The 11,133-nt window shown below is 65.4% G+C and carries 9 protein-coding genes and 1 pseudogene; 5 read left to right on the top strand and 5 right to left on the bottom strand.

Annotated elements, in window-relative coordinates; all coding sequences use genetic code 11:
• Together WBB07_RS20005 and ripC are read left to right on the top strand one after the other, a co-directional pair.
• A pseudogene (locus tag WBB07_RS20005) lies at positions 1-716 on the top strand (hypothetical protein); the annotation flags it as partial.
• A 1,222-nt stretch (positions 717-1,938) separates the two neighbouring features.
• A complete protein-coding gene (ripC, locus tag WBB07_RS20000) occupies positions 1,939-3,030 on the top strand; it encodes a peptidoglycan hydrolase RipC (protein ID WP_094295068.1) in 1,092 nt (363 codons plus the stop codon).
• A gap of 20 nt (positions 3,031-3,050) precedes the next feature.
• Here the strand turns inward: ripC and WBB07_RS19995 are convergent, their stop codons facing one another.
• Both WBB07_RS19995 and WBB07_RS19990 read right to left on the bottom strand, forming a co-directional pair.
• Positions 3,051-3,848 carry an alpha/beta fold hydrolase gene (locus WBB07_RS19995; protein WP_083407547.1) on the bottom strand — a complete coding sequence of 266 codons (798 nt, stop codon included), beginning with the start codon at positions 3,846-3,848 and terminating at the stop codon, positions 3,051-3,053.
• A 54-nt stretch (positions 3,849-3,902) separates the two neighbouring features.
• Positions 3,903-4,751, bottom strand: coding sequence for a F510_1955 family glycosylhydrolase (locus WBB07_RS19990; protein ID WP_094295069.1), 849 nt, complete (start codon positions 4,749-4,751; stop codon positions 3,903-3,905).
• Between the two features lie 247 nt (positions 4,752-4,998).
• On the opposite strand from WBB07_RS19990, the gene WBB07_RS19985 reads away from it, so the two are divergent.
• Positions 4,999-5,694 carry a DUF305 domain-containing protein gene (locus tag WBB07_RS19985; RefSeq protein ID WP_094295099.1) on the top strand — a complete coding sequence of 232 codons (696 nt, stop codon included), beginning with the start codon at positions 4,999-5,001 and terminating at the stop codon, positions 5,692-5,694.
• Positions 5,695-5,710: 16 nt separating this feature from the next.
• Here WBB07_RS19985 and WBB07_RS19980 read toward each other — a convergent pair whose 3' ends face one another.
• The 3 genes from WBB07_RS19980 to ripA all read right to left on the bottom strand — a co-directional run bounded on the left by WBB07_RS19980 (position 5,711) and on the right by ripA (position 9,422).
• On the bottom strand, positions 5,711-6,895 hold the full coding sequence (locus tag WBB07_RS19980) for a sensor histidine kinase (protein ID WP_419125610.1): 1,185 nt from the start codon (positions 6,893-6,895) through the stop codon (positions 5,711-5,713).
• The gene (locus tag WBB07_RS19975) at positions 6,892-7,638 is read right to left on the bottom strand and encodes a response regulator (RefSeq protein ID WP_067952909.1); all 747 of its coding nucleotides are present in this window, start codon (positions 7,636-7,638) and stop codon (positions 6,892-6,894) included. Before WBB07_RS19975 ends, WBB07_RS19980 begins: the two co-directional genes overlap by 4 nt.
• 368 nt (positions 7,639-8,006) lie before the next feature.
• Positions 8,007-9,422: an NlpC/P60 family peptidoglycan endopeptidase RipA gene (ripA, locus tag WBB07_RS19970; protein WP_419125622.1), complete on the bottom strand. Its 1,416-nt coding sequence runs from the start codon at positions 9,420-9,422 to the stop codon at positions 8,007-8,009.
• A 325-nt stretch (positions 9,423-9,747) separates the two neighbouring features.
• On the opposite strand from ripA, the gene WBB07_RS19965 reads away from it, so the two are divergent.
• Together WBB07_RS19965 and WBB07_RS19960 are read left to right on the top strand one after the other, a co-directional pair.
• Entirely contained in the window at positions 9,748-10,110 is a 363-nt protein-coding gene (locus tag WBB07_RS19965) for a BlaI/MecI/CopY family transcriptional regulator (RefSeq protein ID WP_024444607.1), read from the top strand.
• Positions 10,110-11,030 carry a M56 family metallopeptidase gene (locus WBB07_RS19960; protein WP_011856857.1) on the top strand — a complete coding sequence of 307 codons (921 nt, stop codon included), beginning with the start codon at positions 10,110-10,112 and terminating at the stop codon, positions 11,028-11,030. The genes WBB07_RS19965 and WBB07_RS19960 overlap by 1 nt, the downstream gene beginning before the upstream one ends.
• Positions 11,031-11,133 lie beyond the last annotated feature (103 nt).

Raw genomic sequence — 11,133 nt, 5'->3', positions numbered from 1 at the left:
TGCTCACCAAATCCGAACAGCGAAACGTCGCGTTGGCGAACATGATTCGTTCTGCTGGTGGTGGTTACGGTGGCCGGCCGATGGGCGGCGGCATGTCGATGGGCGGCGGCATGGGAATGCCCATGGGCGGCGGCGCCATGTCCCCGCTGGGCTCGCTGTCGGCGCTCTCCGGCCTGACCCGCAAGATTCCGGGCCTTTCGGGCTCGTCGTCGCCGCGTCGGGCGTCCGCGACCCGTGGTGCCGCACCGGACTCTTCGGCCGCAAAGATCCCAGTGGGTGACGTCAGTTTCGCCGGGCGCGGCACCTTCCCCAAGGGGCCCGCGGCCATGTCAGCGGCCATCAATGCCGCGCTGGACGCCCGCGGTGTCACCGACCCGGTGGCTCGCACGAGGTGGCACGAAGGCTACATGACGCTCACCGGCCGCGAAAGCGGCCATAACGGCAATGTCGTCAACCTGTCCGACTCCAACGCCCACGGCGCCCAGATGGCTGATGGCGCCCCGGCCAACAGCTCCCGCGGTCCCGCACAGTGCATCCCCACCACCTTCGCCGCCTATCACCAGCCGGGCACCTCGACGAGCATCTACGAACCGGTTGCCAACATCGCCGCCTCGATGAACTACGTCATGGACCGCTACGACGTGAGGCCGGATGGGTCCAACCTTGCCGCCCGGGTGGCCCAGACGAACGCGAGCGCCAGCCCTCGGGGGTACTGACCAGCATCGAGGGATTTTGTTCTTGTAGGTTCGCATTTGCGTGGCGGATTCTCATGTGAGATGGCGGCTTATGGCGGATCCGCCGGCTGGATGAGAATAAGTAAGACTATTGGTGGAATTGCTTTGCGGCTTCGAGGGCTCAGCTCTTGCAGTTCACCTAGTCGAGCGCGCAAGCTGATTGCACGCCGTTGTGGCGGAGTTGTCAGATGTCAGCACCGGATTATCGAGGCTCCGAAGCTGCGGTCGCTGGGCGGCCGTGGGTGAGTGGATCGCTGTCACAGGCGTGGAATTGCGCCGGTGGGACGGAGGTACATGTGTCCACGGCGACCATCACTTTTCGGTCGTCTAATGGTGAAGTTGAGCGTTCGTCGGTGGCTGGCGTGTCAAAGGCGGAGTTCTGGACTGCGCGGCCATGGCGGACTTTTCGATGGTATGAGGGGCAGCGCCACTATCCCGGTAGCGACGATCGCCGAAGGGCGCGTTGAGGCAGCCGTCGCACCCGCGTTGCAGTCCGGCGCACCGCGCAATATGTGTGCGCGTCGGACACGGCGGCGGTGGGCGCCCATATCCTGCTGGGCCGCGGCTGCCAATGCGGCCCACAGCAGCGCGCCGTCACAGTGACGGATTGCGGCCTTATACCGAAGTTGGGTAGCTGGACAGAAGTGCTGGCTAAATGGCGTCGAACCACACGGGCGGCGCAGAAATTCCGGCGGTGCGGCCCAGCGGATGCGGTGCCGCCCGATCGTTTCGCCGTGGCCGTTGAGATCGACGCGCGGCGCGTCGCTCAAGCGCGCAAGCTCGAAGATGACTGATCGACGCGGCGGGCAAGAAAGCCTGAGGTAAGCGGGAGTTGCCTTGCCGCGCTGCATGGTGTCGGCGAGGAGGTCGGGGTGCGATCGCATTCTTCTGCGCGCTGGTAGCACCTGCCGTTGGCCAGAACCGTCGCATGGTCGGCCGGGTGGCGCGGATGGCGCCTGCCGGGCGCGTCCTCGTCATCGCCCCTGTATCGGATGTGCCACGCCGTGCTATTCGGGGACGCGGGGCGGTTCGCTTCGAGTGGCGTGGACACGGGACACCGGATCTCAGGGCTGTTCCGGCCGTCAGCGGATAAACCGGTTGTTTCGCAAGGCCCGGCTGGACAGCGGCTGCCTGGCCTCGTAACCTAACCGTGACCTACGTATCTAATACGTACTTGCCCACTTCGCCGAAGGTTTTCGCTGTTGTGAATTCATCTGTGCTGGCGGTCCTGCCGCGCGCGTTGGGTAGACGGCTCGTCTGCATTTTGGTTGCTTTCGGCGTTGTTGCAGCGCCTTTGGCAACCGATGTCCGCGCTGATCCGGCGGCTGATGCCCTTGCCGAACTGACTGAATTGTCGCGTCTGGCGGAGCAGACCACCGAGCAGATTCACACGGCGCAGATCGACCTTGACGAGAAGCTCGCAGCGCAGCAGGTTGCGGAGAAGGGGGCGGTTTCGGATCGCATGGCCGCGGATGCAGCGGCGGCCGATCTGGTGAGGTATCAGGCTGCCGTCGACAGGTTGGCCGCGGCTGCCTACGTGGGGGGGCGCACGGATACCTTGGCGGCGGCGTTGACGGCGACGTCTCCTCAGGATTTGATCGATCAGCTGGCAGTCCAGAAGACGGTTGCGTCGGAGCTGACTGTGCAGATGGCTGCGTTCCGGTCGGCCAGTGCGCGGGCCGCGGCAACTGCGGAGGGGTCTGCGAAGTCGGCAGCCCAAGCACGGACTGCGGCCGATGAGGCCGCGGCAGTGCGGACCGACCTGGAGGCCAAACAGCGTCGGATGGCGGAGCAGACTGCTGCTGTGCAGGCCCGCTACGACGCTTTGACGCCTGATCAGCGAGCGATTCTGGCTGACCCTGGCCCCGCGCCGCCTCCTTTGCCGTCGACTCCGCCGGTGAGCGATCCGAGCATCGTTGCTATGCCGGGCCCGGCGGGCGGGGCCTCCTTGGGGAACGGTGTTGCGGTGGTCCAGGCGGCGCTGACACGGGTGGGGTCGCCTTATACGTGGGGAGCCACCGGTCCGGATGCGTTCGACTGCTCTGGGCTGATTAAGTGGGCGTTTCTGCAGAACGGCAAGTCGTTGCCTCGGTCGAGTCAGGCGCTTGCGCAGGGCGGGCAGCCGGTGGCGCTTTCAGACGTTCAGCCCGGCGACATCGTGACCTTCTATGCTGACGTGTCTCACGCGGGGATTTACATCGGCGACGGGTTGATGGTGCACGCGTCGACGTACGGAACGCCGGTGAAAGTGGCGCCGATCTCGTCGGCACCGATTCACAACGTGCGGCGGTACTAGGCCGCCGCCGCGGCGCTGCGTCAATCGTTGAAGAAACGGCTGGTGATTTCCGTCCACTTGCGGATCTCGTCGATGGTGTGAGCGACGTGCAGCGTCGAGTCGGGGATCAGCTCAGCGAGGCGCTCGGCGGTGGAGATGGGATGCAAGGGGTCGGTGTCCCAGGCCAGCACCAAAGTGGGCTGGCGAATGGAGGTCAGCCGATTGGGGTCGGGTAGATCGGAGGAGCCGACTCCGCGCAGCGCGGCGGAGACCACATCGTCGTCGACGCCGGGTTCGAATTTGCCGTGCCGGTAGTTGGCGAAGATCGGCAGTGGGGGAGCTTCGGCCCATTGTTGTCGCCAAGCGGTTGTCCCAATGGAGTCGATGAGGTCGGCGGTGTCGAAGTACCACTGGCGCAGTTGATCGGGCCCTGTTTCCCAGGCGACGGGAGGGATCACCAGTGCCAGCCGCCTGAATCGGCGAGGAGCGTTGAGGGCGGCGTGCAGTGCTGCAGCGGCTCCGAGCGAGGATCCGGCGAAATCGATGGGTTCATCGAGGCCGGCCGCGTCCAGGACGCGCAGGAGATCGTTGGCTGCCTGCTCGAAGCGATAGTCCTCGGGTTCTGGTCGGCCCCGTGATGCGCCGTGTCCGCGTTGGTCGTAGGTGATCAGACGGCGGCCCTCGGCGATAGTGTCGATGTCGAAGATGCCCAGGCCGCGCACGATCTGCCGGCTCATGAGCACGCCGTGCCCATAGCCGACTGGCACCGTGTTGGGTGGGCCGCTGAGCTGGTAGGCGATGGTGGCGCCATCGGTGATGAGAAGGTGGTCATCCGGCATTGCGGCTCCTCAGATGCGTTGGTGCGGTATTCCGTGGGGTTTCGGGCCAGCCGTCTATTCGACAGCGGTGAGGACGTTGACGGTCGCGCCGTTGTCGGTGGAGGTGTAGATGGCGGTATCTGTGGCGATGTAGACCTGACCGTTGCCCGCGGCGAGCAGGGCCTGGGGTTTGTTGTTGAGCGAGTGGCCCGGCTGCCAGGTCTGCCCGTCGTCGGCGCTGGTGTACAGCCGTCCTTCGAGGTCGGCGCCGAGCAGGGGACCGCGGTCGGGCCAGCTGATGAACAGCAGTGCCGGCGCACCGGTGACTGCGCTGAACGTCCTCGCCCCGTCGGTGCTTCGGAGCAGCCCTTGGCGTGCTGTCGCGAGAATCTCATCCGGGGCACCCGGTGATACTGCGAGGTCGACGGCGGCGGGCACTTCTGCGCGCTGCTGCCAGGACCGCTGGTCAAAACTAACCATCACGGTGCCGGATTGGCTGTCGTGACCGTAGACCCGTCCGTGGCGGTATTTGAGCGCGTGGAAGTCGGCGCTACCGTGCAACGACAGAGGTTCCCAGGACTGGCCGGCGTCGCTGCTTTTGATCAGGCCGAGGTGCGGGGGCTGTTGACGATCGGCGGGGTCGGGGTGGCCGCTAGCCAGGAATTCGTCGGGGCCGGCGACGGTGAAGCCCATGAAGTCCTGCGAGAGCTCACCAACTCGTTGGGGCGCCTGATCTTGCTCAACGGTGTAGAGGCCGTAATGAGTTGCGACGTAGAGCTTGTCGTCAGATGGGTTGATGCCGAGGCCGTGGATGTGCACCATGCCCGGCGCGACGGCGGGTGGCGGGCTTTCAGGGGCGTTCGACGAACAGGCCGCGGCCAGAGCCCCGGTCAGGGCGATGGCGAAAAGGTTGCGGATCAGCACACGGACACCTTCCGGTCACGAGATCTACGTAGTTCAATAGTAGGTGGGCAGTGCGTGGCTACTGCGTGAGGTGGCTGCGCCTCGGGTGGCGCCGACCGCGGGTGACAGACCGGGGGAGGTGTCTTCATCAAATCTTCATCGGATCACGAACCGACCCATACTCGGATTGCTGAGGCTGGGGTGCGGCGGCGCAAGGCTTGCCGTGTGGACGCATGGTGTCACGAAGATGTTCGAGGAAGGATGTGCGATGCAGCACAAGCGTTTTGGATTCGGGCTTGCGACGCTTGCGGCGTCGGCCCTGTTTGTCAGCGGCTGTTCGAATGCAACGAACGAGTCTCAGTCATCGGCGTCGAGCACCACCTCGGCAGCAGCGTCGGCGTCGGCTTCGCCCAGTGCTGCGAGCAGTGACGCTGCCCATAACGATGCTGATGTGACGTTCGCGCAGGGCATGATCCCTCATCATCAGCAGGCGATCGAGATGAGCGACATGCTGCTCGGCAAGCAGGGAGTTGATCCTGAAGTAGTGTCACTCGCCAACGAGATCAAGAACGCTCAGGGTCCTGAGATCGAACAGATGCAGGGCTGGCTGCGGGACTGGGGAGTGTCCTCGTCGACAACGGCCCCCAGCACCGCCGCAATGCCCGGTCATGACATGCCTGGCCATCAAATGCCCAGCGGAGACATGGGTGATATGCCGGGTATGAGCGGCGGCGGTATGGGCATGATGTCGGAAGCCGATATGGCTGCACTGCAGAACGCGCAGGGCGCTGAGGCTAGCCGACTCTTCTTGACCCAGATGATCGAGCATCACAAGGGCGCGATCATGATGGCGCAGCAGGAAGTTGACAACGGCCAGTTCCCGGCGGCAGTCGAGATGGCGCGCAACATCGTGTCTTCTCAGCAAGCGGAGATCGACACGATGCAGGGAATGTTGGACAAGTAGCGCGGAGGGGCACTCGTCAGCGACGCGCTGAGTCAGCCGTCGCAGGGTGGTGCTGGCTGCGTATCGGGGTGATGGGCAGGGCGATGGTGAATGTTGCGCCGGCGCCGGGTCCAGCACTGGCTACCGAGATGGATCCGCCGTGGGCTTCGATGAGCGCTTTGGCGATGGCGAGCCCTATACCGGCGCCGCCATGCTCGCGGTCGCGGGCGGTGTCTGCCCGGTAGAACCGTTCGAACACTCGGGTGACGTGCTCGGCGGCGATCCCTTCTCCGGTGTCGGCGACGATGATTCTTATCTGGTCGCCGTCACGAAGACAGTGAAGGTGTACCGACCCGCCGGGCGGTGTGTGCCGTAGCGCATTCTCCAGCAGGTTCCCCAACACTTGAGACAGTCGTTGTTCGTCGGCCCAAAGCGGCGGTAGCGGTTGCGGGAGGTGTACGCGCAGTCCGACCCCCTTGGTGTCATAGCGTTCTTGTGCTGCTGCGACGCACTGGCGGGTTAGGCGGTTCACGTCGAGGGAGGCGTAGGACATAGACATCGCACTTTCCTCGGCCTTCGCCAGCGCGGCGACGTCATCGGAGAATCGCACCAGCCGACGGGTTTGGTCGCGCAGCATGGCTGCTGTCTGGGGTGTCAAGGAGCGCACGCCGTCTTCGAGTGCCTCGATGTAGGCCTCGAGTACTGCCACGGGTGTGCGGATCTCGTGCGCGAGGTCTCCGAACAGTTGCTGGCGTGTCGAATCGACGGCTTGAAGCCGGGAGGCCATTTGGTTGAATGCGGTTGCGAGGGCGTCGAAGTCATCGCCGAGGCGCGGCGGTGACACGCGGATGTCGTAGTTCCCTTCAGCGACATCGGTGGCCGCGGCGGCGACTTCGGTGATGGACCGTTGGAGGCGCCGACTGACGTAGAAGCTGACCACGAGGGCGGCCAGTGCTGACACCGCTAGGGCGCCTCCGATGGAGATCACCGTTGCGTAGCCGTAGGCCTCTTCGGCGTGGACTTCTTCCAGGGAGTCCATCGGGACACCGGCACGGTGGAGGTGTTCGCGGAACAGCGGTGGGCCGACCACGGCAGCGACCACCGCGGTCGTCGCCGCTCCGGCCGCCAGCACGATGGCTTGGGCCGCCAGGAGTCGCAGGCCGATACCGGGACGGCCCGGCCGTCGACGCCGGCGAGGGGTCGACGTAGGTGGGGGAGTCACTGTCCGGTTCCCATCCGGTATCCGACACCTCGAACCGTGGCGATGTAGCGGGGGCGTGCGGCGTCGTCGCCGAGTTTGCGTCGTAAGTGTCCGATGTGGACGTCGACGAGGTGTTCGTTGCCGACCCAGGGTTCGTCGCGAATTATTTCGAGAAGTTGTCGACGGCTCAGCACGATTCCTGGCCGCGCGGACAGGGCTTCGAGAATGTCGAATTCGGTGCGGGTCAACAGGATTAGTTCGTCGTCGATATGTACCTCACGGGCGGCGACGTTGATGCTCAGTGCGCCGAAGCGGCGCGGCGGGGCTGTCTCTCGTTCGGCGGGTGCGGCGGCTGTTTGCAGGATGCGGGGTCGCCGCAGCATGGCGCGGATGCGCGCGACCAGCTCGCGGGGACTGAAGGGTTTGGTGATGTAGTCGTCGGCGCCGACGGTGAGGCCGAGCACGGTATCCAGTTCGGTGTCACGGGCGGTGAGCATGACGACGTAGGCGTCGGAGAAGGTCCGCAATTGCCGGCAGACCTCGAGTCCGTCGATGCCGGGTAGACCGAGGTCAAGGATGACGACATCGGGATCCAGGTCGCGTGCGACGGCGATTGCGTCGACACCGTTGCCGGCGACGACGGCTTCGAACTGCTCGCGTTCGAGATAGCTGGCCACTACTTCGGCCAGGGGGAGTTCGTCGTCGACGACCAGCGCGCGGTATCCCTTCGCGCTCTCAGGCGCGCCCAGGTGGTGGTGCTGCATGTCCATATGGTGCCTGCTGGTGCGCCCGTAACCAGGTATGGCTGACCGGGCGGCTGGATCTTCAGCAGATCTTCACACGACTCATACCGTTTTCCTCCTGCGGTGGGGTGAGGCTCACTGCGGAGGAGGGCCTGACATGCGTTGGCTGATGGACGTGTGCCCGAACAGTCTCGGGTGGCAAGCGTGGCTGATCCTGTGTGCCGTGGTCGTGGTGCTGTGGGCGGCTGCGATCGCCGGCGCGACGGCGCTATTTAACGCCTCTCGCTGGCCGCGTCGTTCGGGGCGGCCTGACGTGCCTGAGGAGGCCGATTCGCAGCGGCCGCACCGCGGCGCACTGACCGGTACACCTGCGCGGCATCGCGGCGATGTCAATATTCGATCAAGCGGGTGACGTAGGGCGTCATGCCGGAGGTGCGTACGGGCGAGATCTTGACGACCGACCCGGTGTAGGGGGCTTCGATCATCATGCCGTCGCCCAGATACATCGCTTCGTGCTGGCTGGCGTTGGGGCCGTAAAAGATGAGGTCACCGCGTCGCATCTGTGACGAGGGGATCTTGCGGCCTGCGTTGTATTGCGATCCGGAGTAGTGGTCGAGTTTGATGCCGACGCCGGCGAAGGCATACAGCATCAGGCCCGAACAGTCGAAACCCACGGTGTTGGCGCCCTGGTCGATGCCTCGTGACGGGCCGTTGGCGTTGCCGCCGCCCCAGGAGTAGGGCACGCCCAGTTGTGACATGGCGCGGCGAATCACGAATTCTGAGGCCTGGCGGCCGTAGAGGCGGGGGATGCGTCCGTTGGTGATGCCGGGATCTGCGGCGGCGGTGACTGGAGACAGAATGCCGAGTTTGGTGAGGAACTTGCGGCCCATGTCGGCCGTCAGCTGCGCCGAGGTCGCCATGATCTTGAGGACGGCATTGATGATGGCCACCGGGTCGCCGGCCAGGTTAGCGCTGGGCACCATCGGCAGCGTGGTGTCCCACAGGCCCCCCTTGGTGGCGCCCCCCGGCGACGTGGTGCCGCGGTCCCAGGGAGCACCGGATGCCGGCCCAGTGCCGGGTTGCGCGGCACTGGGCGCGGCGGCTGTCGCCGCCACCGGTCGGGCGGCTTCCAGTCGAGCTTGAGCGGAGTCGCGTTCGGTAGCGAGCCGTTCGACCTCGCGTTGCTGTGCGGTAAACGTCTGCTGGGCGTCCCGGAGTGCGGCTACCGCGTCGTCTTGCCGGCGTTGGGCGTCCGCGGCGGCGCTCTCGGCGCGCGCCCGCGCTGCCGTCGCAGCAGAAAGCTTGTTGGCCTGATCGGTCTGCCGACGCAGGAGGTCGTCGCGGACCCGCTGAAAGCTGATGGTGAGGGTCTGCTGGGTCGAGGCCCCGGCCAGGATCTCCTCGGGACTTTGTGCCAGCGGCAACGCACCCGACGGCCCGTTCGTATAGGTCGACGCGGCGAAGCGGTCAAAGCGCTGTTGCGCGGCCTCGATCGCGTGTTGGCTGTCGGTAAGGGCTTGGTCGCTGGCAACAACGTCGCGCCGGGCCTGCGCGAGGGTGTCGCGAGCGGCCGCGACCTCGACCAGGGCACGGTTGACGCCCTCTTGCTTGATCTGAATGTCGCTACCGACGTCGGCCATCCGCTGGTTCGCTTCGGCGAAGGCCGCAACCAATGAGGGAACGTCGTCGCGGTCGGGGCTGCCGTCATGCCCGGCAACAGCGGTACCCGGGGCGCTGAGCACTAGTGCCGGCATTAATGCGCAGAGACTCAGGAAAGAAGTGAGGCGCCGCATCGATCTCCTCAGCTGGGGTGAGCGTTGTCGAGCCGCGCACCTAAGCCGAACGGCACTCGCGGCACTCCTACTACCGAGCTAAGTACGTAGCACAATAGTACGTAGACGGAACGTACATCACTTTGGTATCAGGAGGAACGTCTGTCACAGTCTCGGGTCGGTTACAACTGTGCGTCACGGGCGCTAGCTTCGCGCGCCGCGGCCGGTAGTGCAGATGCTCGCCCTATGCGGTCGAGGTGAGGCGTATCGCGGCTTTTCCCAGCTCGGCAGCTACATTGGGGGCTGAAGAGCTCGGGGCGCGAGGAGGCCAGCTCGTCGCGGAGAGCGGGAGGCGCAAATGGAACAGCGAGGATTCGGCGACCTCGAAGCGGTGGTCATGGATTGCGTGTGGGATTACGCCGAGCCTGTCACGGTGCGTGAGGTTTTCGACGAGATCTCTCAACGGCGCCAGATCGCTTACACCACCGTGATGTCGACGATGGACAACCTGTACCGCAAGCGCTGGTTGCAACGTCAGCGCGATGGGAAAGCGTACGTGTATCAGGCGTCCATGAGCCGCGAGGAGCGTTCCGCGCGTTTGATGAAGGCCGCGTTCGACGCCGGCGGGGATACCGATGCGGTGCTGGCGTTCTTTGTTGAGCAGATGAACGCCGAGCAGTCCGCTCAATTGAAGGCGGCTCTGCGCAAGGGGCGTCGGTGATGACCGCCGCGCTGTGGCTGCTCCTCTATGGCAGCGCGCTGGCCTGGTGGGCGCCACCGGTCCTGAGGCGGATGACCCGTCACGGCATCAGCCCCCATATGGGAGTGGCCGCCTGGCTGGCCACCGTCGCCGCGACGCTGACGGCGTGGCTCGTCGCGCTGATCATGGTCATCGGCGCAACGACGGACAGTATTCGTACGGGCGCGGTCGTGACGCTGTGCCTGGAGCTGTTTGGCTTCTCCGAGCACACCCCCATGGCCGGACGAATCGGTTCTGTTGTTCTCATCGCGGTAGGAACCCTGACGTCAGGGTTCGTCGTAATGCGGATCGGTCGCTGCTTGTCGCGGCTGCGGGCGCGAAGTCACGAGCACGCGCGTGCCGCGCGGATCGTCGGCCGACCCACCGACCATCCCAATGTGGTGGTCGTGGAGGCCGACCGGCCTGCTGCCTACTGCGTGGTCGGACGCCCGAACGCCATCATCGTCACCTCCGCGGCGATGAAGTCGTTGAACCGATCACAGCTCAAAGCGGTTCTGGCGCATGAAAACGCGCACATCTCGGGGCGCCACCACCACATCCTCATGGCCCTCCGCGCTCTGGGGGGCACACTGCCGCGGCTTCCGCTTTTCGCGACGGCTCCTCATCGTGTGGGTGAACTGCTGGAGATGTGCGCTGACGACACCGCCGTGCGCCGCGTCGGCACGCATCCGCTGTTGGCTGGATTATCTGCTCTGGCCGGAGAACACCCGCCTGCGCGGGAAGGCCTCGCCGCGGCGGGAACAGCGGTCATCGCGCGAGCGCAGCGCCTGCTCACCCCCACACGCCGGCACGTGCGATGGCGCCACCGCATCTGCCTGACAGCCGCGATCACCGCCATGCTCGCCACACCCGCTCTCATCCAGGTGCTCTGCCACCACTAGCGCCTCAACGCCGGCCGCACGTTGCGCAGGTGGAGCCAATGCGCGTAGGCCGCCAGCAAAGGAAACACCGCTTGGCGCGCGGGCCGATAGAGAGCAAATTATC

The sequence above is a fragment of the Mycobacterium sp. genome (assembly GCF_049647605.1).
Taxonomy (GTDB): domain Bacteria; phylum Actinomycetota; class Actinomycetes; order Mycobacteriales; family Mycobacteriaceae; genus Mycobacterium.
Note: the sequence above shows the minus strand (reverse complement) of the source record. Positions and strands in the feature narration are given on the sequence as shown.

Coding starts and splice junctions, on each gene's coding strand:
- WBB07_RS19975 (WP_067952909.1), bottom strand. CDS start 7,638: ATGCAGCACCACCACCTGGGCGCGCCTGAGAGCGCGAAGGGATACCGC.
- WBB07_RS19995 (WP_083407547.1), bottom strand. CDS start 3,848: ATGCCGGATGACCACCTTCTCATCACCGATGGCGCCACCATCGCCTAC.
- WBB07_RS19965 (WP_024444607.1), top strand. CDS start 9,748: ATGGAACAGCGAGGATTCGGCGACCTCGAAGCGGTGGTCATGGATTGC.
- WBB07_RS19985 (WP_094295099.1), top strand. CDS start 4,999: ATGCAGCACAAGCGTTTTGGATTCGGGCTTGCGACGCTTGCGGCGTCG.
- WBB07_RS19960 (WP_011856857.1), top strand. CDS start 10,110: ATGACCGCCGCGCTGTGGCTGCTCCTCTATGGCAGCGCGCTGGCCTGG.